This is a genomic window from Rummeliibacillus pycnus (assembly GCF_002884495.1).
GTDB lineage: Bacteria > Bacillota > Bacilli > Bacillales_A > Planococcaceae > Rummeliibacillus > Rummeliibacillus pycnus.
The window spans coordinates 1,867,402-1,890,879 of sequence record NZ_KZ614145.1 but is presented as its reverse complement, the minus strand read 5'-3'; the positions used below and the strand labels follow the sequence as shown (position 1 = coordinate 1,890,879).

Here is a 23,478-nt window from a genome sequence, read left to right as displayed (position 1 = left end):
ATGAGCTTTTTAGAAGTGTTATATTTCATTATTCCTTCTGCTATCTTCTATGCCGCTCCATTAATAATGACTGCTATAGGCGGTGTATTCACTGAACGATCAGGTGTTATTAATATCGGTCTTGAAGGTGTAATGATCATGGGTGCCTTCAGTAGTATCGTTTTTAACTTAACATTTGCTGATTCTCTTGGTGGATGGACACCTTGGGTTGGTTTACTTGTTGCGATGGTTGTAGGAATTGTATTCTCACTCATCTTAGCAGTTGCAGCTGTTTCATTCCGCGCTGACCAAACGGTAGCAGGGGTTGCACTTAATATGTTAGGCTTAGCAGTTGCAGTATTCTCAATCAAAATGCTATATGACAAAGGTCAAACAGATTCAATCGCAGAACGTTTCTCACGTTTTGATATTCCAGGATTAAAGAATATTCCTATTTTAGGTAAAATGTTCTTTACGGACGTTTATGGAACATCTATTTTAGCGATCGCTGTAGCCTTCTTTGCTTGGTTTATTATCTATAAAACACCATTTGGTTTACGTTTACGTGCTGTAGGGGAACATCCGATGGCTGCAGATACAATGGGTGTAAATGTAACCAAAATGCGTTATGTTGCAGTAATGATTTCAGGTGCACTTGGTGGTATCGGTGGGGCTATCTATGCCCAAGCAATTGCGGGTAATTTCAGCCAAACTACAATTAGTGGACAAGGTTTCATGGCTATTGCCGCAATGATTTTTGGTAAATGGCATCCACTAGGGGCTATGGGAGCAGCGCTATTCTTTGGTTTTGCACAGTCTTTAAGTATTGTAGGAGCCTCAATTCCAGTAATCAAAGATGTACCAGATGTTATTTTATTTATTTTACCGTATGTATTAACCATTTTAGCTTTAGCAGGGTTTATCGGAAAAGCGAGAGCACCAAAAGCATCCGGTACACCATATGTGAAAGGCAAACGCTAATTTTTTAAAATCAGACTGGGCTTCTGGCTCAGTCTTTTTATTTTGCCAACAACTTTGGTTGTAAGATTGTAAGGATAGGAAGAATTCATGTCAGCAGGTGGTCAATAAGTATTCCTCTAACCTGCTTTTACATTAGTTGCAATTTTATTCAATTGACATGTATAGTTGGAGTGATGGTTTGTTATATTAAGTAGATAGGAGGGGATTGAATGTTTAAGACTATAGAAGTAGCAAAAGACGTTCATATTCATACAAGAGAAACTGATCAATTTAAAACAGTGAATTTTTCGCTGAAATTTAGAAGACCCTTAAAGGAAGAGGAGGCTGCAGAAAGAACTGTTTTATCAAATGTATTGCAACACAGTAATGCTAAATTCCCATCTACTGCTAGTATGCGTATGTATCTAGATGATTTATACGGTACAGTTTTGTATTTAGATACATCTAAAAAAGGAAATGAACATACCGTTTTGTTAAACATTGAAACTGTCAATGATCATTACTTGAAACAGGGTGACGTATTAGGAAAAGTATTAGAATTAATGCATACAGTACTTTTTAATCCGAATTTCGAGAATGGCGTTTTTAAAGAAAATATCGTAGCTCGGGAAAAAGAAATGGTCAAAGAACGTATTCAATCAATTTTTGATGATAAATCACGTTATGCACAAAATCGTTTAACTAAAATCTTAGCTCCAAATCATCCAGCATCTACTTCCGCAAATGGTACAATTCCAGCTGTAGAAGCGATCACACCACAATCATTAACCAATACATATCAACGCATGCTAGCAGAAGATGTGATTGATATTTATGTAGTTGGAGACATTGATGAAGCCAAAATGATGGAAGACTTAAAAAATGCATTACCATTTGGCGATCGTAAAACATCATTTGAAAAGAGTACTTTACCTAAAATTCAACCAACTGATTCTTATGTAAAAGAAACACAAGAAATGAAACAAGGTAAACTGCATATTGGTTTTACTACACCAGTATTCTTTAAAGATGCAGATTTCCCAAAAATGCAAATTTTTAATGGCATTTTCGGTGGTTATCCTCATTCCAAACTGTTCATGAATGTACGCGAAAAAGAAAGTATGGCATATTATTGTTCAAGCTCATACTCTGCACAATATGGTTTAGTTTATGTAATGTCAGGTATCGATGCTGAAAATGAAAAGAAAGCTTTACAATTAATCGATGAACAATTGATTGCTATGCAAAATGGTGAAATTACGGATTTGGAAATGACACAAACGAAAGCGATGCTCCAAAACCAATTAAAAGAAGCTCTAGATTCTGCACGTGGCCAAATTGAAATTTACGATCAGTATAAAGATTTGGACGAAGATTTCAATGTTGAAGCATGGCAAGCAAAATGGCAGGCTGTATCAAAGCAAGATGTTGTTAATATGGCTAAACAATTGCATAAAGAAACCATCTATTTCTTAAGTGGAATGGAGGATAAAAAATAATGGAAACAATTCGTTTTGATCAACTAGATGAAACACTTTATTATGAAAAGTTAGAGAATGGTTTAGATGTCTACATTTTACCAAAAAAGGGATTTTCCAAAGCATTTGTAACTTTTACAACAAAATATGGTTCAGTGGATCGTTCTTTTGTGCCACTTGGAGAACAAGATGCGATTACTGTTCCGGATGGGATTGCTCACTTTTTAGAGCATAAAATGTTCGAAAAAGAAGATGGAGATGTGTTCCAAAAATTTAGTGAATACGGTGCATCTGCTAATGCTTTCACTTCATTTACTAGAACAGCGTATCTATTCTCTGCCACAAATCATTTATATGAAAGTACAGAAACATTGCTAAACTTTGTACAGGAACCCTATTTCACAGAAAAAACGGTGAATAAAGAAAAAGGGATCATTGGTCAAGAAATTACAATGTATGATGATCAGCCTGATTGGCGACTATACTTTGGTACAATTGAAAATATGTATAAAGAACATCCTGTAAAAATTGACATTGCAGGTACAGTCGAATCAATTGATAAAATTACTGCTGATCATTTATATACTTGTTATCACACTTTTTATCATCCCTCTAATATGTTGTTATTTGCTATCGGGGCACTAGATCCAGAAAAAATGATGAAAGTAATTCGTGAAAATCAAGCCAAAAAGGAATTTGCAGAACCAACTCCGATAAAACGTATTGAAGTAAATGAACAAATGGAAGTTGCGATTCCAGAACGTACTCTTCATATGGATGTTTCTAAATCGAAAATCTCAGTAGGTTTAAAAGCAAAAGAAACAAATTTATCTGGTCGTGATATGTTAAAACATGAATTAGCAATTAGTTTAACGCTAGATATTTTGTTTGGTCGCTCATCTGATTTCTATACAAGAGTATATGAAGAAGGATTAATTGATGAATCTTACTCTTATGACTTTTCTTTAGAGCACGGTTTTGGATTTGCAATGATTGGTTCTGACACTCATCAACCAGACAAGTTAATAGAGGCAATCAAAGGCCAATTAAAAAATGCAGAAGAAACATGGCCATTTGGTGAAGAGGAGTTAGAGCGGGTAAAACGTCGCAGAATTGGCTTTAACTTAAGAGCGCTTAACTCAATTGAATTTATTGCAAATCAATTTACACGTTATAAATTCAATGATATGAATTTATTTGATTCCGTTTCTGCTATCGAAGAATTGACAGTAGCAGATGTACAAGAAGCTTTTAAATCTTTACAAGGTGAATCACAGCAAACCGTCTTCAAAATCTTGCCCCTTGCTGAAGGTGAACAATCAGAAGGTCATCAACAGAAATGAAGAAATTTGCTTTAGTACTAGGCGCTTCCGGTTCAATCGGAAGTGCTGTTTGTCGTGAGCTTGCATCCAATGGTTGGTCTTTATATATGCACTACAATCATCAAACTAATCGGATGCAAGGTTTGATCAAAGAATTGATGAACGAATTTCCAAAACAAGAATTTATGATGATCCATGCAGATTTAACGGACGAATTTGCCGCAACTACAATAACTCAATCTGTGTTCTCATTAGATGCAATTGTTGTTGCAAGTGGTCAAGCACTTTATAAACTAGTTGAAGATACATCCATTGAAGACATGAACGCATTGTGGAAAGTACATGTTCAAACACCAATTCAGTTGATTGGTTTACTTTCTCCGAAATTACGTCAGCATGAAGTAAGCTATATTACGATGATTGGTTCAATTTGGGGTGAAGCTGGTGGAGCTGGCGAAACACTTTATTCTACTGTTAAAGGTGCTATCCATGCATTTGTAAAAGCATATGCACAAGAAGCTTCTTACAATGGCATTCGTGTAAATGCAGTTGCTCCGGGTTTAATTGATACGAAAATGAATGGACATTTAAATGATGATGAAATGTCTTCACTAGTATCTGAAATTCCGTTAGAACGCGCTGGAAAACCTGAAGAAGTGGCTTACTTAGTAGCATTTCTGCAGTCGGGTAAAGCAGATTACATTACAGGACAAATTTTGAGGATTAATGGTGGTTGGTACATATAATTTTTAACTTTACACATACTTGATATGTAAGGGAGGGATTATAATGCCTATCATTGAAAATTGGCAAAGTTGGACATCCTTTTTAGGTCAAAATATTTCTAAGGCTGAACAAGCAGGTATGTCCAATAAAGTGATTCAAGAAGCAGCAGTGCAAATCGGAGAGTATTTGGCAACTAATATTGACCCTAAGAATGAACAACAACGAGTACTATCTGATATGTGGGGCGTAGCTTCAGAAAGTGAAAAAGAAGCACTAGCAAATTGTGTGATTAAACTAGTGCAAAATAAGAATCTACAGTAGCAAAAGAAATCATACAAAATTTCTTTTGAATCTTGCGAAATGAACTCGCAAGGAAATTGTAGTAACTGAGGGGGCGTCTTAAAATGTTTTTTTACACTTTTAAGACAACCCCTTTCTTTTTTTCTTTTCATATGTAGAAAAATCAGCTATTATGGAACATAGAAATGTTTTAAGCGTCTTATAATAGAAGGGATCGTTGTATGTGAAAGAATGGTATTTTGAATATGAAATACAAATCAATCGCCCCGGATTATTAGGTGATATTGCGTCATTATTAGGTATGCTTAGGGTCAATATCGTAACGATTAATGGTGTAGATCAAGTGCGAAGAGGGATGCTTTTACGTGCTGAAAAAGAAGAACAAATTGAGCGATTTAGGAATATTGTTTCTACTATGGAAATGATTAAAGTCACGAAATTTCGACAACCCACTACTCGAGATCGTTTAGCTATTCGACATGGTCGTTATATCCAACGAGAAGCAGATGAGAAAAAAACATTCCGCTTTGTTCGGGATGAACTAGGAATACTTGTTGATTTTATGGCTGAAATTTTTAAAAAAGAAGGTCGTAAATTAATAGGAATACGTGGTATGCCTCGTGTTGGAAAAACAGAATCAATCGTTGCTGCTAGTGTTTGTGCAAACAAACGATGGTTATTTCTATCATCTACAATGATTAAGCAAACAATACGTAATCGACTTCTAGGAGATGAATTTAACAGTAATAATGTGTTCATCTTAGATGGAATCGTAACTAGACGTTCATCGGATGAGCGTCATCAACAGTTGGTTCGGGAGATTATGCAATTACCAACGATTATCGTGATTGAACATCCTGATATGTTCGTTCAACATTCTGAATATACAATCGAAGACTTTGATTATATTATCGAATTAAGACATCATCCAGATGAAGAAATTACATACGAAGTACTAGAGCGTAATAATAGCTTTCTACAAGATTCGGGTGGTTTCGGGGGTTTTGGAGGATTTAATTTTTAACAGGAAGGTGTTTACAGTTGACAGAATTAGGAACTCGTTTAAAGGAAGCGAGAATGTCAAAAGGTTATAGTCTGGATGATTTACAGGAAATTACAAAGATTCAAAAACGCTATCTCTCTGCAATTGAAGAAGGCAATTATAGTATTATGCCGGGAACATTTTATGTACGAGCATTTATCAAGCAGTATGCAGAAGCGGTGGATTTAGATTCCAACGAATTATTAGATACCTATAAAGGTGAAATCCCTACAAATAAAACAGTAGAAAATGTAACAGCAACGGCGAACATCCAACAACCAAATCAGCGTCGTACCCTTGCGAAAAAGGCGACAAAAGGAAGTTCCGATTGGATGCCTAAAGTAATTGTTGCCTTATTTATCATCATTATTATTGCAGCAATTTGGTTTTTAAATCAACATTCAAGTAATAATGTTGCGGATGAACCAAAGCAACAAGACGTAAAAGTTGAATCAACTAACGTTCAAACAAATAGTAATAAGGATAAATCAGTACAAGGAAATTCTGCAGCTGATTCTAAAGCAAAACAAGATCAAGTAACAAAAGATACAACAAAATCAAAACAAAAAATCTCAAAAGGTACAGTAGAAAATGATAGTGTAACAACTACGTATACATTAACAGGTGCTAAGGACTTTAAAGTAAAAGTTAAAGTTACAGGTAGTACATGGGTTGGTATTCAAGATGAAAACGGCACTGAACTCTCAAGTGAATCACAAAATTACAAGGCAGATCAAATGTATAGTAATGGCGATGAACTCGATGTAGATGCTAAAGGTAAGAAAAGTGTACGTGTTAGACTTGGTGCCTCTGCAAATGGTACTGTATATGTAAATGGTGAGAAGATTAAATTTGCAGCAACTCCTGCAGAACGTTATACTCAAAATATCGTTATTAAATTCGAGTAAGCAAAGTAGTCATCTTATAAAGATGACTTTTTGCTTTGCTAAGAAAGGTGAAACAAATGAATATTCCTAATAGAATCACAGTCTCTCGAATTTTTCTAATTCCAATTTTTGTCCTTGTTATGGTGTTAGATTTTGGCTGGGGAAATATGTCCATATTGGGTGTAACATTACCAATTGAACATTTTGTTGGGGCTTTGATTTTTATTATTGCATCTGTGACAGATTGGATCGATGGTCACTATGCACGTAAATATAATTTAGTAACTAATTTAGGTAAGTTTTTAGATCCGTTAGCAGATAAATTACTTGTATCATCTGCATTTATCTTATTGGTAGCATTGAATGCTGCACCAGCTTGGGTTGTCATTATAATTATTAGCCGTGAGTTTGCAGTAACTGGTTTACGACTAATTTGTGCAGAACAAGGTGAGGTTGTAGCTGCAAATCAACTAGGTAAGATTAAAACATGGGCACAAATCGTGGCCATTGCTTCATTATTACTTCACAATATTTTCTTTGCAATGTGGGGTATTCCATTTGGGACGATCATGCTTTATATCGCATTGTTCTTCACTATTTGGTCTGGAATAGACTACTTCTGGTTGAACCGTAAAATTTTATTAGAATCAAAGTAATATTAATGTAATTAAGGCTCATTTTGCATGACGGAAAATAATATTTTCGTTTGGCAACCACTTTTGTGGCATTTGATTCATTCAAATGAATGAGTCTTTTTTTCTAAATTAAAGGGGGATATGATTGATGGATACTGAAATTATTGCAGTTGGGTCTGAATTATTATTAGGACAAATTACGAATACGAATGCTCGATTTATATCCAATCAATTATCGGAGCTTGGTATTAATGTTTACTATCATACAGTTGTTGGGGATAATGTAGGGCGTTTAGAGGAAGCAATTAAAATCGCAGAATCACGTGCGGATCTCATTATATTTTCCGGTGGCTTGGGGCCCACTAAAGACGATTTGACAAAGGAAACAATTGCAAAACATCTACAAACAGAACTTGTATACGATGATTTTGCAATGAAGTCAATTGAAGAATTTTTCACTAAACAAAAGCGTAAAATGACTGAAAATAATCGTAAACAAGCACTTGTCTTAAAAGGTTGCGAAGTATTAGTGAATAAGAATGGCATGGCTCCAGGTATGATTTTTGAACATGATCATCGAATTTATATTCTACTACCTGGTCCTCCAAAAGAAATTGAGCCGATGTTCCAATTTGAAGCAAAGCCGAAACTTGCTGGACGCATTTCTGAGGACACGAAAATCATTTCACATGTGCTTCGATTTTATGGGATTGGTGAAGCTGAGCTTGAAGTTCGTGTGCAAGACCTATTAGATAATCAGTCAAATCCAACAATTGCACCACTTGCCTCAGATGGTGAAGTAACATTACGGATTACTGCAAAAGCTGAGAATGATGAAAAAGCACAGAAACTAATCAATCAATCGAAAGAGGAAATTTTACATCGTGTTGGTGAATATTTATATGGAGTAGACGATGATTCATTATCTAGTAAAGCTGCTGAGATGCTGATTACAAATAACTTAACGATTGCTGCAGCAGAGAGTTTAACAGCTGGTCTATTCCAATCTGAGCTGGCATCAAACCCAGGTATTAGTCAATCGTTACTTGGAGGTATGGTTACTTATACAGAACAAGTAAAAAAAGAGCAATTGGGTATGCCAGCAGAAATATTAGATCAATTTGGAGTTGTGAGTGCAGAATGTGCAGGAAAAATGGCATCTCTTGTTAAGGAAAAATTCAATACAAATATTGGAGTTGGATTAACAGGTGCAGCTGGACCAGAAGGACATGGCGATCAGCCAGCTGGTACAGTCTGGATTGGTATTGCGATTGATGATGATCAACCATATACGTATCGCCTACAATTATCAGGTATGCGTAATACAAATCGCCTTCGTGCAGTGAAATTTGCTTTTCATTATTTAATCCAATTACTATCTAAAAAAGGGTATTCAAAACTTTAATTTTGGGAAGATTGAAGCCAAGCTTTGGAAATATGATCTGTAGCGGAACATCCAGAATGGTCAAGTGTGTTAAAATTTAAAATCAAAAATGGAATTATTTAAAATTTAATTTCGTTTTATAATAGCTAGCTAAAACACAGATTTTGAATTCTATTAATCTATCACTATTTAATGATATATGAAAAAATTACGAATAAATGTTCGCTTTTTTCTTGTATTTTTCTCAGAAAAGAAGTATAGTAGAGACAGAAATATAAGAGAACTCATTTTAAAGGAGGAACTAGATTGGACGAACGTAAAGCTGCATTAGATATGGCTCTTAAACAAATTGAAAAGCAGTTTGGTAAAGGGTCAGTTATGAAATTAGGAGAACAGGCAGACCGTAAAGTTTCTACATCTTCAAGTGGCTCTTTAGCACTTGATACAGCACTTGGAGTTGGTGGTTACCCACGTGGTCGTGTCATTGAAATATATGGACCAGAAAGTTCAGGTAAAACTACTGTAGCACTACATGCTATCGCGGAAGTACAAGCAAATGGTGGTCAAGCAGCATTTATTGATGCTGAACATGCTCTTGATCCTGTTTATGCTTCTAAACTTGGTGTTAATATAGATGAATTGTTACTATCTCAACCAGATACTGGTGAACAAGCTTTGGAGATTGCAGAAGCACTTGTACGAAGCGGTGCAATTGACATTATTATTGTAGACTCTGTAGCTGCACTTGTACCAAAAGCTGAAATAGAAGGTGAAATGGGAGACTCACATGTTGGCCTTCAAGCACGCTTAATGTCACAAGCATTACGTAAATTATCTGGTATTATCAATAAGTCTAATACCATTGCAATTTTTATCAACCAAATTCGTGAGAAAATTGGTGTGATGTTCGGAAATCCTGAAACAACACCAGGTGGACGCGCACTTAAATTCTATGCCTCTGTACGTTTAGAAGTACGCCGTGCAGAAACAATCAAACAAGGTAATGACATGGTTGGTAACCGTACGAAAATTAAAGTTGTTAAAAACAAAGTTGCACCACCTTTTAAAACAGCAGAAGTTGATATCATGTACGGTGAAGGGATTTCAAAAGAAGGAGAAATTATCGATATTGGTGTTGAAAAAGATATCGTTCAAAAAAGTGGTTCTTGGTATGCCTATGAAGATGAGCGCCTAGGTCAAGGACGTGAAAATGCAAAACAATTTTTAAAAGAAAACCCTGAAATTCGTGATGAAATTGCTCAAAAAATACGTGTTGCTTCAGGAATTGCTGAAGATGAGTATGATGTACCAGAAGAAATTAAAGATGAAGTAAATCCAACACTATTTGAAGAAGAATAGATTCGTTCGAAAGACCCCTTCAAGGAATTTTGAAGGGGTCTATTATATATATACAAAAACTGTGAATCCTTGACAGGTCTATTTATCAACTATACAATTAACTTGTATTATTTCTAAAATTGAAATGAAATTGGCACTATATTGAATATTCAATGTAAAGCCGACTGAAACAGAATATGAAAACAGCAAGAGGAGGTGTTCGAATGATGGAAATCATCATCTCCGCTTTGCTTGGACTCATCGTCGGTGCCGCTGTTATCTATTTCGTCATGAAAAAAGTGAACGATTCAAAAGTGACAGGTGCAAAGAATTCTGCAGAACTTATTATTGAAGAAGGTAAAAGAGAAGCGGAAGCTCTTAAGAAAGAAGCACTACTTGAAGCAAAAGATGAAACTCACAAACTTCGAACTGAAGCAGAAAATGACATCCGTGAACGCCGGTCTGAGCTTATGAAACAAGAAAACCGGTTATTGCAAAGAGAAGAAAATCTTGACCGCAAGGATGACGCTCTGAATAAGAGAGAATCAGGATTAGAGCGTAAAGAAGAGGCTCTATCTGAAAGACAACAGCATATTGTACAGATGGAAAGCAAAGTGGAAGAACTTGTTGCCAAACAACAATCCGAAATTGAACGCATTTCAGCATTAACTCGTGAAGAAGCTAAAGCAATTATCTTAAAACAAGTAGAAAATGAGTTATCAACTGACATTGCGGTTATGACCAAAGAAGCTGAAACACGAGCAAAAGAGGATGCTGATAAAAAGGCACGAGAAATTTTATCACTTGCCATTCAACGATTTGCAGCTGATCACGTTTCAGAAACGACTGTATCTGTTGTTAACTTACCAAACGATGAGATGAAAGGTCGTATTATTGGACGTGAAGGTCGTAACATCCGAACACTTGAAACGTTAACAGGTATTGATTTAATTATCGATGATACTCCAGAAGCAGTAATCTTATCTGGTTTTGATCCTATTCGTCGTGAAACAGCGCGCCTAGCACTTGAAAAGCTAGTACAAGATGGACGTATTCATCCAGCTCGAATTGAAGAAATGGTTGAAAAATCACGTCGAGAAGTTGATGAACAGATTCGTGAAACAGGGGAACAAACAACGTTTGAAGTTGGAATTCATAATCTACATCCAGATTTAATGAAAATACTTGGTCGTATGAAATACCGTACAAGTTATGGTCAAAATGTCTTGAAACACTCTGTAGAGGTGGCTCATTTGGCAGGGTTACTTGCTGCTGAATTGGGAGAAGACGTAACTTTAGCAAAACGAGCAGGCTTACTTCATGATATAGGTAAAGCAATTGACCATGAAGTAGAAGGAAGTCATGTTGAAATTGGTGTAGAACTAGCTACAAAATACAATGAACATCCTGTTGTCATTAACAGTATTGCATCTCACCATGGAGATACAGAACCTACATCTGTTATTGCAGTATTAGTAGCTGCAGCAGACGCATTATCTGCAGCAAGACCAGGAGCGCGTAGTGAAACTTTAGAAAATTATATTCGTCGCCTAGAAAAGCTTGAAGAAATTTCAGAGTCATATGATGGTGTAGAAAAATCATATGCAATTCAAGCAGGTCGCGAAATTCGAATAATTGTACGTCCAGATCAAATTGATGATTTAGCTTCCCATCGATTAGCAAGGGATATTCGTAAGCAAATTGAGGATGAGCTTGAGTATCCAGGACATATTAAAGTAACAGTAATTCGTGAAACTCGAGCAGTAGAATACGCAAAATAGTTATTTTTAATAGACACTTTGGTTAAGATATCAAATAGTATCCATTAAAGTAGCTTAAAATGTACATTAAGGAAGTTTTTACTTTCTTACTAATTTAATTGATCAAAAGGCTTCTTAGAACTTCGGTCGAGAAGCCTTTTTTGATGGGAATGGGTGTAGAAAATGAAAGTATTATTTATTGGAGATATTGTAGGAGAAATAGGTAGAAATGCAGTTGAATCGTATTTACCACGGCTTAAAAGAAAATATGATGTAGATGTTGTTATTGCAAATGGTGAAAATGCAGCAGCAGGTAGAGGTATTACAAAACGTATCTATCAAGATTTACTCATGATGGGTGTAGATATTATTACAATGGGAAATCATACTTGGGATCAAAAAGAAATTTTTGACTTTATTGACGATGCGGAATACTTAATTAGACCTGCTAACTTTTCAGAGGAAGCTCCAGGCAAAGGAATGGTATCCGTTACAAAAGGTGGTCAAACAATTTCCGTAATCAATTTACATGGACGCGTATTTTTACCACCACATGATGATCCATTTGCCAAGGCAGTAGAACTAGTTGAAGAAGCAAAGAAATTATCACCACTTGTGTTCGTAGATTTTCATGCAGAAACAACAAGTGAAAAAATTGCTCTAGGCTGGCATTTAGATGGTAAAGCATCGGCTGTTGTTGGAACACATACACATGTACAAACAGCAGATGCGCGTATTTTCCCTGGAGGGACGGCATTTATTTCAGATGTTGGTATGACAGGACCATATGATGAAGTGTTAGGAATGAAAAAAGAAAGCGTTATATATCGTTTTAAAACAAATATGCCTGTTCGTTTTGAAGTGCCAAAACAAGGTCGTGAAGTATTGAGTGGATTTTTCGTAGATCTTGATGACAAAACAGGTAAAGCGAAAAGTTTTGAAAGAATTTATATAAATGCAGACTATCCTTTCGTTCCTTAAATTAGTCTATCTCTTGCATGACGTGCATACAATGTTCTAGGACAATCAAAATGTCCCTGATTTTCAAACTAAGGGAGGAATAGTTGTGGATTCATTGAAAGTATCGTCTCGCTCCAACCCAAATTCTGTAGCAGGTGCATTAGTGGCAGTTATTAGAGAGCAAGGATATGCAGAGATGCAAGCAGTAGGGGCAGGTGCACTCAATCAAGCTGTAAAAGCAATCGCAATTGCGAGAGGCTTTGTAGCGCCGAGTGGTACAGATTTAACTTGTTCACCAGCGTTTACAGATATTCTTATAGCTGGTGAAGATCGAACAGCTTTAAAATTACTTGTTGAAAAACGAGGAAGATAAGTATAAAAGTAAAAAAATCCTGCTGTAAAGAAGTTGTGTTTCATTCGTAATGTGGCACCAGCTATTAGTCCTACTGAATGTGTGGTACTGAAAAGCGAATTCCACAGATATGGATAATTTAAAAGTAATGAATGTTCAAAATAAAAATACCGGTTAAGTCCGGTATTTTTTTATGTTTTTAGATGAAAATATACATAAAATGAACACCAACGATTAATTTCATGAACAATCTTTTCCGTCAAAGGTCTGATTTTAGATGAAATCGTCTAATAACGATAGTTTCATATGCATGTTCATGATAAACTTATGAAGGATAAAAAGCTTAGACGTTAAATAATAAGGAGATGTTGATAGATGTTACATCAGCTTTCATGGAAAGTCGGTGGGCAACAGGGGGAAGGTATCGAAAGTACCGGGGAAATTTTCTCTACTGCGATGAACCGCTTAGGTTACCATTTATATGGATATCGTCATTTTTCTTCCCGTATTAAAGGTGGCCATACGAATAATAAAATTAACGTACGTACATCAACTGTACATACGATTCCAGATGATTTAAATATATTAGTGGCATTTGACCAAGAAACAATTGAAGTTAACTATAAAGAATTAACAAAAGATGGGGTAATTTTAGCAGATGCTAAATTCAAACCTGTCAAACCAGAAGATTGCCTAGCAGAACTATATGTCGTTCCATTTACAGAAATTGCAACAGAATTGGGTACTTCACTTATGAAAAATATGGTTGCTATTGGTGCAACTGCTGCACTTATGAATCTTAATGATGAAGTTTTCCAAAGCGTTGTCAACGAAATTTTCGGAAGAAAAGGCGAAGCAGTTGTACAAAAGAATATGGAAGCAATTGCTAAAGGTCATGAAATGATGAATGAGTTGCTCCAAGATCAAGTTGGTAAATTTGAACTTGAACCTGGTGATGGCAAACATCGTCTATTCATGATCGGTAACGAGGCTCTTGCTCTAGGTGCGCTTGCAGCAGGATCTCGTATAATGAGTGCTTATCCTATTACACCAGCATCAGAAATTATGGAATATCTCATTAAAAAATTGCCTAAATTTGGTGGTACTGTTATTCAAACAGAAGATGAAATCGCTGCAGCAACAATGGCAATTGGAGCAAGCTACGGTGGTGCACGTGCATTTACTGCATCAGCAGGTCCTGGTCTTTCACTTATGATGGAAGCACTTGGTCTTGCAGGAATGACAGAAACACCATTGGTAGTGATCGATACACAACGAGGAGGTCCATCAACAGGTCTTCCAACAAAACAAGAACAATCCGACTTAATGGCAATGCTTTATGGTACTCACGGTGAAATTCCTAAAGTGGTCATAGCTCCATCAACAGGTGAGGAAGCATTTTATGACATGATTCAAGCATTCAATATTGCTGATGAATTACAGTTACCAGTTATCGTGCTATCCGATTTACAATTATCACTTGGTAAACAAACAGTTGAACCATTTGACCACTCTAAGATTACGATTAATCGCGGAAAATTAAACATGGATGAACTTCCAGAAATGGAAGATAAACAGTATTTTAAACGTTATGAAGTAACAGAAGATGGTATTTCTACTCGTGTTGTTCCTGGTCAAAAATATGGTATTCACCATGTAACAGGTGTAGAGCATAATGAAGAAGGAAAACCTTCTGAAGCAGCAGGTAACCGGAAGATACAAATGGACAAACGCTTCCGTAAACTTCAACATGTTCATTTTGAAATGCCAGTATTTACAGACGCTCCAAATGAAGAAGCAGATGTTTTACTTGTAGGTTTTGGTTCTACAAAAGGGGTATTGGAAGAAATACGTCCAATGTTAGATGCTGAAGGAATTAAAACAAATCATGCGCATATTCGTTTAATCCATCCATTCCCTGTAGAAGAAATGAAACCGTTAATTGACCAAGCCAAAAAAGTTATTGTTGTTGAAAATAATGCTACAGGTCAATTGGCTAATATTATGAAATTAAATATGGGTAACCATGATAAAATGATTAACTTAACAAAATATGACGGCACACCATTCTTACCAATGGAATTACTTGGTCGTGTAAAGGAGTTGCTAACAGATGGTAACATTTAAGGATTTTCGAAATACTGTAAAACCTAACTGGTGTCCAGGATGTGGTGACTTTTCAGTGCAAGCTGCCATCCAACGGGCTGCAGCGAACCTTGAAATCGAACCACATGAACTAGCAGTAGTTTCAGGTATCGGTTGTTCAGGGCGTTTATCAGGCTATATCAACTCATACGGATTACATGGTATTCATGGGCGTGCATTACCAATTGCACAAGGCTTAAAAATGGCAAATCGTGAATTAAATGTTATTGCTACAGGTGGGGATGGAGATGGTTTTGCCATCGGTATGGGCCATACAATTCATTCAATCCGTCGTAATATTGATATCACATATGTTGTTATGGATAACCAAATCTATGGCTTAACAAAAGGTCAAACTTCACCACGTTCTGCTGCAGGTTTTGTTACAAAATCAACACCAGGTGGAGCAATCGAACCATCATTAAAACCATTAGAAGTTGCTCTATCATCAGGTGCTACTTTTGTTGCACAAAGCTTTTCAACAGACTTAAAAGAATTAACTGCAATAATCGAAGCAGGTATGAAACATAAAGGATTCTCCTTTATCAATGTATTTAGTCCATGTGTAACTTATAATAAAGTCAACACTTATGACTGGTTCAAAGAACACATTACAAAACTATCGAGCATTGAAGGGTATGATTCTTCTAATCGTGCTGAAGCGATGAAAACGGTAATGGAACACGAAGGTTTAGTAACAGGTATTGTCTATCAAAACGACGATGAACCTTCATATCAAGAAAAAGTTATTGGCTATCATGAAGAACCACTTAACAAAGCTGACATTATGATTAAAGAAGAAGAATTAAAAGAACTTATGAAAGAGTTTATGTAATTTCGAGTTCGTTTTGTTTGACTTTGATCAAGTAAAGTGTTGATAAATTATTTATTAATTGAGCTGCTAAATGAGTGGGAAACAGCAGTGAATTTTAAAGGAATCTTTCATAAAAAGTAAAATCGTTCATTTCTAAACCAATGGGCGAAAGACTGTAGATAAACCAAGAGAAATAGGAGTTTATCTACGGTCTTTTTTCTTTTAAAATCTAGTAGCTTTATGTTGGACAGACAAAAATATATAAAAAAACCACCATATCAAATTAAAGAACCTCTTCCTAATATATTTTCGCTCATTATGTCTAATAAAGGACATTTCAAACTCATATCTTGTAGGAATGGACTATCATTCAGTATAATAAGACAATGGGTACTCGAACGAAAGGGGATTACCGATGAATGAAGAACAACGACTTGCAAGTCAACAAGTAAAAACAACTAAATCTACCAATCCAAAAGCAGAAAAAGATTATAGCAAATACTTCCAATCTGTCTATACAGCACCTTCTTTAAAAGATGCCAAGAAACGTGGGAAAGAAGAAATACAATACCACAAAGACTTTAAGATTGATCGTAAATTCATGGGTATGGGAACGGGACGCAAATTTTTAATTCGTACTTATGGCTGCCAAATGAACGAACATGATACCGAAGTTATGGCGGGTATTTTCATACAACTAGGATATGAGTCAACAGAAAATATAGAGGAAGCTAATGTCATTTTGATGAATACATGTGCGATTCGCGAAAACGCAGAAAACCGTGTATTTGGGGAACTAGGTCACTTAAAACCATTAAAACAAAAAAATCCAGATTTACTAATAGTTGTTTGTGGCTGTATGTCTCAAGAAGAATCCGTTATAAAGAAAATATTAAAAACATATCACCAAGTAGATATGATTTTTGGAACACATAATATTCATCGTTTACCAGAAATTCTAAATGAGGCATACCTATCAAAAGAAATGGTTGTTGAGGTATGGTCTAAGGAAGGTGACGTAATTGAAAACCTTCCAAAAGTACGTAAAGGAAATACCAAAGCATGGGTTAATATTATGTACGGATGTGATAAGTTCTGTACATATTGTATTGTTCCATATACACGTGGGAAAGAACGTAGTCGTTTACCAGAAGATATTATTCAAGAAGTGCGTAGCTTAGCAGCACAGGGATATAAAGAAATTACATTGCTAGGTCAAAACGTCAATGCATATGGGAAAGACTTTGAAGGCCGAGACTATCGCCTAGGTGATTTAATGGACGAATTACGCAAAATCAACATTCCTCGTATTCGCTTTACCACTAGCCATCCTAGAGATTTTGATGATCATCTAATTGAAGTACTTGCTAAAAAAGGCAATCTATTAGAACATATTCACTTACCTGTGCAGTCTGGTTCGAATGATATGTTGAAAATTATGGCACGTAAATATACCCGAGAAAGTTATCTTGAATTAGTTCGTAAAATTCGTACAGCTATACCTGATGTTGCATTGACAACAGATATTATTGTTGGATTTCCAAATGAAACTGAAGAACAGTTTGAGGAGACCCTTTCTCTATATAGAGAAGTAGGATTTGAAATGGCATATACATATGTCTATTCCCCTCGAGAAGGGACACCTGCAGCTAAGATGAAAGACAACGTGCCATTAGAAGTGAAAAAAGATCGTCTACAGCGGTTAAACGAGGTTGTTAACGAATATTGTGGTCAAGCACTAAAAAAATACGATGGTCAAATTGTTGAAGTACTTGTAGAAGGAGAAAGTAAAAAAAATCCGAATGTGTTAGCTGGTTATACAAGAAAAAATAAACTCGTTAACTTTGTAGCGCCTAAAGAAATCATTGGCAAAATTGTAAAGGTAAAAGTAACTGAAGCAAAAACATGGTCATTACAAGGTGAAATAATCGAAGTAGTATCAAGTCAAGAGGTGAATATATGATGACAGAACTATTTACAAAAGACGATATTATTGCAAAAGCTCGTGAAATTGCACATATGATTGCTAATACAGAAGAAGTTGAGTTTTTTAAACGTGCAGAAGCACAGATCAATGAAAATCAATTTGTTCGTGAAAAAATTGCAAGTTTAAAAAGTTTACAAAAACAAGCTGTAAACTTTCAATATTATGGTAAAGAAAAAGCCTTAAAACTAATTGAAGAAAAAATAACAAAAATTGAAGAAGAAATTGATGAATTACCAATTGTTGTAGAATTTAAACAATCACAAGGTGATGTAAATGACTTACTGCAACTCGTATCCAATACAATAGCTAACAACGTTACAGACGAGATTATTGAATCTACTGGTGGCGACGTATTGCGTGGCGAAACAGGTTCGAAAGTTCGTAACACACAACCTGGAAGCTGTTCATAAAATAGATAAAAAAGAATGTCTCTGAAGTAATGAATTTTAGACCACTTAGAGCATTCTTTTTTCTATTTTTACCACCTTATAAATTCTAATAATAACTACATCTCTCCAAAGAAATGTAGACACAATAGTATGATACGTATTCAGACAAACTTCTTCTTTTTTCAGAATCCACTGTAATATGTAATATTTTTTCTTTAAGAATTAGGCACCCCCTAGGCAAAAGCCGCATATGATGTGGTGAACGGAAGCAAAGGAGGAATCATGCTGAAACAGTTACGTCATATTGTGACAAAAGCAGTGGTTGCAAAGGGCAAAAAAAGAACAGAATGTAGTGAAACGTTACGTCCCCCAAATAGTCCATCAAGTATTTTAGGGTGTTGGGTGATCAATCATACTTATCAAGCAAAGAAAAATGGAAAATTTGTTGAGGTAACAGGTAAGTATGAAATTAATGTATGGTATGCGTACAACAATCATTCCAAAACTGCCGTATTCTCTGAATCCATACCATATCGTGAACGAATTAAATTACATTATCGGGATGATGAACCAACGGGAAAAGAAGAGGTGCATATCCGCGTTATACAACATCCAAATTGTGTTGAAGCGGTAATTAGTCCTGATGGCGAACATTTTATCATCACAATTGAAAGAGAACTGTTAGCTGAAGTAGTAGGAGAAACAACCATATGCATTAATGTTCACCCTATTGAATTTGAAGAAGAATGGGATTTTGTAGATGAAAGCTCATCATCTTCAAGCTCTTCATCAGAAAGATCAAGTTCATCTAGTTCATCATCTTCATCAGATGTAAGTAGTTTAGAGTCATCATCATTCCACAAATAGCAAATAGAAACAAAGCTATGCATCAGAAAAAATACTCCATGTTGATTCGTTACAGGGTTATCTTAAAAGTATTCACTATACTTTTAAGATAGCCTTTTTGTTTAGTATGTATATTTTCAGGGGATAAAAAGTAAAGCTGTTCAATAACAGAATTTAATAATAAATTTTTTTCCTAATTTTATATTGATTTGAGAAATTTTTTTTCGTATAATAAAGCTGATGAAAATGCTTACATTTTATGTGAAGCGAATATTTGAGACATGGGGGATAAATAATGGACGCATATCTATTAATGATCACATTACTTGCGATTGTTATTGTTATAGTCGGTGTATCAGTTTTTAAATGGCATGCATTTATCAGTCTACTTGTAGCTAGTCTGTTTCTTGCTATTTTCACCGGAATGAAATTAGATGAAATTGTAAAAGCGTATGAAACTGGTGTAGGTGGTACACTTGGACACTTAATCGGAATTATTGCTCTAGGTGCAGTATTAGGTAAAATGCTTGCTGAATCTGGTGCAGGTTTAAGAATTGCTAACTTCTTCATTAAGGTGTTTGGTGAAAAGAGACTTCCATGGGCGATGTTCTTTTCTGGATTTGTAATTGGGATTCCAGTATTTTTCGAAGTTGGAATTTTAATTTTACTGCCACTAGTTATTTCTATTCAAAAAGCTTCTAAGAAAAATATTTTATTAATTGCATTACCAGCCATTGCTGGATTATCAATTGTCCATGGCTTGGTTCCACCACATCCTGGTGCAGTGGCTGCAATTGGCATTTACAATGCTAATTTAGGTAAAGTACTTCTTTATTCCTTAATTATTGCGATTCCTGCGGGGATTATTGGTGGACCATTGTTTGCAAAATATATAAGTAAACGTGTTTCACCCGAAGAGGAACCTGAATTTATACATGTAGAAGAAAAAGAAGAAAATCAATTACCCGGAACATTTATTTCATTCTTCTCAATTCTATTACCAGTTCTTTTAATGGTTCTCGGTACACTGGCACCATACATGCATGTAGGTAAAACGCTTGAGGGTATATTTACTTTTATAGGAAGTCCATTAATTGCATTACTGATTTCTGTATTCTCAGCTTATTATTTCCTTGGATTCAGACTTGGACAAGATAAAAAGGCCATTAAAAAGTTTACAGAAGACTGCCTAATTCCTGTTGGATCAATTGTATTAATTATCGGAGCTGGTGGTGGATTTAAACAAATTCTGATTGATAGTGGTGTTGGAGATACAATTGGTCACTTAGCTCAAAACTTCTCAGTTTCACCATTAGTATTAGCCTTTGTTATTGCTGGTTTAATACGTATTGCGACGGGATCTGCAACAGTTGCACTTACAACAGCTGCGGGGATTGTTTCACCAATTATTGCGAACATGTCTGGGGTCAATTTAGAACTGCTTGTCATCGTAACAGGTGCTGGATCATTAATGTTCTCACATGTTAATGATGCAGGTTTCTGGATGGTAAAAGAATATTTAGGTTTATCGATTAAAGAAACATTTAAAACATGGACAGCTTTAGAAACCATTCTTTCTTTCGTAGCATTTGCGTGTGCATTAATGATGAACGCTTTTATTTAATAACTATAGTAGATTTTGAAAGTGCTGGAGAAGATTTTGTATGAACAAAAAGTCTTCTCCTTTTTCTCATATACGAGTTTGTGAAATCGCATGGCGCATTTTTTCAAGTGCATAATTTGCATCGTCTTTATGTTTTACCATTGCGTTTACGTACAGTGCATCGATTATGCTTAGTTGACCAATTCTAGAAGATAAAGCTTCGGAGCGATATTCTGTTTCTTCGGAACTTGTATAAAGTGCAACATCTGCTAATTGACTAATTGGTGATTTAGGAAAGCCTGTTATGGCAATTATAGATGCACCATTTTCTTTGACGGTTTTTGTAATTTGAAGAGTATCTCGATTACGTCCGGAATGTGAGATGACAACAGCTAAATCATCTGATGACAATTGAGAAGCGGACATTAATTGAAAATGAGAATCGATAAAAGCAAAGCACTTAACACCTGTTCGAACAAATTTGTGGTAAGCATCCATCGCAATGACAGCAGAGCCGCCAGTACCATAAAAGTAAATATGCTTCGCTTGATTCATAAATGATACGGCTTTTTTAATCGATCCTTCGTCTAAAATGTGCATGGTATTTTCAAGTGTTTGAATATTTGATTTGAATATTTTTTCGAAAATCGTTCTTTCATCATCATTCTCCGAAATTTCTTCGTGAATTTGCTTAATGGGTGTAATTGCTTCAGAGGCTAATGCTATTTTCATTGCCTGATACCCTTTAAAGCCTAAGCGCTTACAAAAACGAAAAACAGTAGCATCCGCGATACTTAAGTCAGCAGAAACCTCGTTAATGGTTTTATTAATAATGTGAGATGGATCTTCTTGAATATAGTCTGCAATTTTCTTTTCTTTTTCACTTAAACGAGGATAAAGAGAGTTTATTTTCTTAATCGTATTTTGTGTCATAGACGGGTTCCTTTCAAATAGTAATCGTACCAGTAGTATAGCATAATTCAATTTTAGAAATAAATTTTCATAAATTATTTGTAATATAGAAATATTTTTTAGTATAATAATGTTAGAATATTGATTTGAAATAATAGAGGAGCGTTATAAATGAATATTGGTTTAGTTGGGTTAGGGAAAATGGGTTATAACCTTGGATTAAATTTAATGAAACATAAACATACAGTGATGGCATTTGATGTGAATGAAGAAGCATCAAAAAAATTCATCAAAGATGGTGGACAAACATTTTCTTCCTTACAAGAATTAGTGAATACATTGCCAAAACCACGTGTTATTTGGCTGATGGTACCTGCAGGCGACATTACTATTAATACGATCAATGAATTGAAGGGGATTCTTGATACAGGTGATATATTAATTGATGGTGGTAATTCACATTATAAAGAAGCTATAAGTATTGCTGAGGAATTAAAACAACAAGGCATCTTCTTCATGGATGTCGGTACTAGTGGTGGTACTTCCGGTGCATTAAACGGTGCATGTATGATGATTGGTGGAGAAGAACAAGCGTTTAAAGTAATCGAACCATTCATCAAAGATATTTGTGTGGATAAAGGCTACTTGTTTGCAGGTAAATCAGGAAGTGGACATTTCTTGAAAATGATTCATAATGGTATTGAATACGGTATGATGCAAGCAATTGCAGAAGGGTTTGAAGTCTTAGAAAAAAGCCCATTTGATTATGATTATGAAAAAGTTGCAGAAATGTGGAACCATGGTTCTGTTATTCGTTCCTGGTTAATGGAATTAACACAAAATGCATTTTCTAAAGATCCAAAGCTAGATGAAATTAGAGGTGTTATGCATTCTTCTGGTGAAGGAAAATGGACAGTTGAAACTGCTCTAGAGCTAAAAGCACCTGTTCCTGTAACAACACTTGCTTTAATGATGCGTTATCGTTCTTTAGAAGAAGATACATTTACAGGAAAAGTTGTTGCAGCACTTCGTAACGAATTTGGTGGGCATGCAGTTGAAAAGAAATAATTAAGTTATTAAAAAGTTAGTTATCTTAGAATGGTAACTGACTTTTTGTTTTGGCGAAAAAGAAAATACTAGGAATTGTATTCAATTATTTAATCCCAATACCTATTTTTTGTTAGCATTATCCATAATGTGGTATAATTTCTAACAGTAACTAGTCGGGTGGGAGGTTGCCTTCTATAACCCTCTTTTCGTAAATGACGAGAGAAGGGAGGTGACCGCTTTAGATATTCTTCTAAATGTATTGGTGGAGGCTGTTAAAACGATTGTTAGTCAAACGATCATTCTATTTTTTAGAAAAGCGTCTACTCATAAACATAAAAAGAAGACCACCCGTCATGTAACCAACAAAACCGGGAAGTCTTCTATACGCAATAAATAAAATTAGAAGCAACTGACCACGTTGGGTAGTTACTAGGCGAGATGTTAACGCATCTCGTCTTTACTATATATGCCACATTATAACACATCTATACGAAAAATAGTTAAAATACATATCAATTTTCAAATTGAGAAAAATATTTCAAATTAAAAATAACGAATATTTTTGTTTCGTAATCAAATTAATAATATATTTACTAGTAGCTATACATG

General features: G+C 35.3%; 21 protein-coding genes. 20 read left to right on the top strand and 1 reads right to left on the bottom strand.

Annotated elements, in window-relative coordinates; translation table 11 throughout:
* From CEF14_RS09405 to CEF14_RS09315, 19 genes are all read left to right on the top strand, one after another.
* Entirely contained in the window at nt 1-960 is a 960-nt protein-coding gene (locus CEF14_RS09405; protein WP_102692605.1) for an ABC transporter permease, read from the top strand.
* A 209-nt stretch (nt 961-1,169) separates the two neighbouring features.
* On the top strand, nt 1,170-2,438 hold the full coding sequence (gene yfmF, locus CEF14_RS09400; RefSeq protein WP_102692604.1) for an EF-P 5-aminopentanol modification-associated protein YfmF: 1,269 nt from the start codon (nt 1,170-1,172) through the stop codon (nt 2,436-2,438).
* Complete coding sequence (yfmH, locus tag CEF14_RS09395) at nt 2,438-3,760, top strand: EF-P 5-aminopentanol modification-associated protein YfmH (RefSeq protein WP_102692603.1); 1,323 nt, start codon at nt 2,438-2,440, stop codon at nt 3,758-3,760. Before yfmF ends, yfmH begins: the two co-directional genes overlap by 1 nt.
* Complete coding sequence (gene ymfI / locus CEF14_RS09390; RefSeq protein ID WP_102692602.1) at nt 3,757-4,485, top strand: elongation factor P 5-aminopentanone reductase; 729 nt, start codon at nt 3,757-3,759, stop codon at nt 4,483-4,485. Before yfmH ends, ymfI begins: the two co-directional genes overlap by 4 nt.
* Nucleotides 4,486-4,528: 43 nt before the next feature.
* Complete coding sequence (locus tag CEF14_RS09385) at nt 4,529-4,786, top strand: DUF3243 domain-containing protein (RefSeq protein ID WP_102692601.1); 258 nt, start codon at nt 4,529-4,531, stop codon at nt 4,784-4,786.
* A gap of 202 nt (nt 4,787-4,988) precedes the next feature.
* On the top strand, nt 4,989-5,789 hold the full coding sequence (locus CEF14_RS09380; RefSeq protein WP_102694362.1) for a DUF3388 domain-containing protein: 801 nt from the start codon (nt 4,989-4,991) through the stop codon (nt 5,787-5,789).
* Nucleotides 5,790-5,806: 17 nt separating this feature from the next.
* The gene (locus CEF14_RS09375; protein WP_102692600.1) at nt 5,807-6,715 is read left to right on the top strand and encodes a helix-turn-helix domain-containing protein; all 909 of its coding nucleotides are present in this window, start codon (nt 5,807-5,809) and stop codon (nt 6,713-6,715) included.
* Between the two features lie 56 nt (nt 6,716-6,771).
* The gene (pgsA, locus tag CEF14_RS09370) at nt 6,772-7,350 is read left to right on the top strand and encodes a CDP-diacylglycerol--glycerol-3-phosphate 3-phosphatidyltransferase (protein ID WP_102692599.1); all 579 of its coding nucleotides are present in this window, start codon (nt 6,772-6,774) and stop codon (nt 7,348-7,350) included.
* A 127-nt stretch (nt 7,351-7,477) separates the two neighbouring features.
* Nucleotides 7,478-8,734 carry a competence/damage-inducible protein A gene (locus CEF14_RS09365; protein WP_102692598.1) on the top strand — a complete coding sequence of 419 codons (1,257 nt, stop codon included), beginning with the start codon at nt 7,478-7,480 and terminating at the stop codon, nt 8,732-8,734.
* A gap of 285 nt (nt 8,735-9,019) precedes the next feature.
* Entirely contained in the window at nt 9,020-10,072 is a 1,053-nt protein-coding gene (gene recA, locus CEF14_RS09360) for a recombinase RecA (RefSeq protein WP_102692597.1), read from the top strand.
* Between the two features lie 206 nt (nt 10,073-10,278).
* On the top strand, nt 10,279-11,832 hold the full coding sequence (gene rny / locus CEF14_RS09355) for a ribonuclease Y (protein WP_102694361.1): 1,554 nt from the start codon (nt 10,279-10,281) through the stop codon (nt 11,830-11,832).
* A gap of 162 nt (nt 11,833-11,994) precedes the next feature.
* A complete protein-coding gene (locus CEF14_RS09350) occupies nt 11,995-12,792 on the top strand; it encodes a TIGR00282 family metallophosphoesterase (protein ID WP_102692596.1) in 798 nt (265 codons plus the stop codon).
* 85 nt (nt 12,793-12,877) lie between these two features.
* Complete coding sequence (locus CEF14_RS09345; RefSeq protein WP_102692595.1) at nt 12,878-13,144, top strand: stage V sporulation protein S; 267 nt, start codon at nt 12,878-12,880, stop codon at nt 13,142-13,144.
* A 354-nt stretch (nt 13,145-13,498) separates the two neighbouring features.
* Nucleotides 13,499-15,250 (top strand): 2-oxoacid:acceptor oxidoreductase subunit alpha, encoded by a 1,752-nt coding sequence (locus CEF14_RS09340; protein ID WP_102692594.1) that lies wholly within the window; start codon nt 13,499-13,501, stop codon nt 15,248-15,250.
* Complete coding sequence (locus tag CEF14_RS09335; RefSeq protein WP_102692593.1) at nt 15,237-16,103, top strand: 2-oxoacid:ferredoxin oxidoreductase subunit beta; 867 nt, start codon at nt 15,237-15,239, stop codon at nt 16,101-16,103. The genes CEF14_RS09340 and CEF14_RS09335 overlap by 14 nt, the downstream gene beginning before the upstream one ends.
* 394 nt (nt 16,104-16,497) lie before the next feature.
* Entirely contained in the window at nt 16,498-18,045 is a 1,548-nt protein-coding gene (gene miaB, locus CEF14_RS09330) for a tRNA (N6-isopentenyl adenosine(37)-C2)-methylthiotransferase MiaB (RefSeq protein ID WP_102692592.1), read from the top strand.
* Nucleotides 18,045-18,479, top strand: coding sequence for a YlbF/YmcA family competence regulator (locus tag CEF14_RS09325; RefSeq protein ID WP_102694360.1), 435 nt, complete (start codon nt 18,045-18,047; stop codon nt 18,477-18,479). The genes miaB and CEF14_RS09325 overlap by 1 nt, the downstream gene beginning before the upstream one ends.
* 264 nt (nt 18,480-18,743) lie before the next feature.
* A complete protein-coding gene (gene cotE, locus CEF14_RS09320) occupies nt 18,744-19,325 on the top strand; it encodes an outer spore coat protein CotE (RefSeq protein WP_102694359.1) in 582 nt (193 codons plus the stop codon).
* A gap of 274 nt (nt 19,326-19,599) precedes the next feature.
* Complete coding sequence (locus CEF14_RS09315; protein ID WP_102692591.1) at nt 19,600-20,928, top strand: GntP family permease; 1,329 nt, start codon at nt 19,600-19,602, stop codon at nt 20,926-20,928.
* A 66-nt stretch (nt 20,929-20,994) separates the two neighbouring features.
* Here the strand turns inward: CEF14_RS09315 and CEF14_RS09310 are convergent, their stop codons facing one another.
* Entirely contained in the window at nt 20,995-21,840 is an 846-nt protein-coding gene (locus CEF14_RS09310; RefSeq protein ID WP_102692590.1) for a MurR/RpiR family transcriptional regulator, read from the bottom strand.
* A 150-nt stretch (nt 21,841-21,990) separates the two neighbouring features.
* Here CEF14_RS09310 and gnd point away from each other — a divergent pair, with 150 nt between their 5' ends.
* Nucleotides 21,991-22,887 carry a phosphogluconate dehydrogenase (NAD(+)-dependent, decarboxylating) gene (gene gnd / locus CEF14_RS09305; protein ID WP_102692589.1) on the top strand — a complete coding sequence of 299 codons (897 nt, stop codon included), beginning with the start codon at nt 21,991-21,993 and terminating at the stop codon, nt 22,885-22,887.
* Nucleotides 22,888-23,478: the final 591 nt, after the last annotated feature.

Coding starts and splice junctions, on each gene's coding strand:
- CEF14_RS09325 (WP_102694360.1), top strand. CDS start 18,045: ATGACAGAACTATTTACAAAAGACGATATTATTGCAAAAGCTCGTGAA.
- rny (WP_102694361.1), top strand. CDS start 10,279: ATGGAAATCATCATCTCCGCTTTGCTTGGACTCATCGTCGGTGCCGCT.
- CEF14_RS09335 (WP_102692593.1), top strand. CDS start 15,237: ATGGTAACATTTAAGGATTTTCGAAATACTGTAAAACCTAACTGGTGT.
- CEF14_RS09385 (WP_102692601.1), top strand. CDS start 4,529: ATGCCTATCATTGAAAATTGGCAAAGTTGGACATCCTTTTTAGGTCAA.
- CEF14_RS09365 (WP_102692598.1), top strand. CDS start 7,478: ATGGATACTGAAATTATTGCAGTTGGGTCTGAATTATTATTAGGACAA.
- CEF14_RS09405 (WP_102692605.1), top strand. CDS start 1: ATGAGCTTTTTAGAAGTGTTATATTTCATTATTCCTTCTGCTATCTTC.
- miaB (WP_102692592.1), top strand. CDS start 16,498: ATGAATGAAGAACAACGACTTGCAAGTCAACAAGTAAAAACAACTAAA.
- CEF14_RS09340 (WP_102692594.1), top strand. CDS start 13,499: ATGTTACATCAGCTTTCATGGAAAGTCGGTGGGCAACAGGGGGAAGGT.
- ymfI (WP_102692602.1), top strand. CDS start 3,757: ATGAAGAAATTTGCTTTAGTACTAGGCGCTTCCGGTTCAATCGGAAGT.
- pgsA (WP_102692599.1), top strand. CDS start 6,772: ATGAATATTCCTAATAGAATCACAGTCTCTCGAATTTTTCTAATTCCA.
- CEF14_RS09310 (WP_102692590.1), bottom strand. CDS start 21,840: ATGACACAAAATACGATTAAGAAAATAAACTCTCTTTATCCTCGTTTA.
- yfmF (WP_102692604.1), top strand. CDS start 1,170: ATGTTTAAGACTATAGAAGTAGCAAAAGACGTTCATATTCATACAAGA.
- gnd (WP_102692589.1), top strand. CDS start 21,991: ATGAATATTGGTTTAGTTGGGTTAGGGAAAATGGGTTATAACCTTGGA.
- CEF14_RS09315 (WP_102692591.1), top strand. CDS start 19,600: ATGGACGCATATCTATTAATGATCACATTACTTGCGATTGTTATTGTT.
- yfmH (WP_102692603.1), top strand. CDS start 2,438: ATGGAAACAATTCGTTTTGATCAACTAGATGAAACACTTTATTATGAA.
- CEF14_RS09350 (WP_102692596.1), top strand. CDS start 11,995: ATGAAAGTATTATTTATTGGAGATATTGTAGGAGAAATAGGTAGAAAT.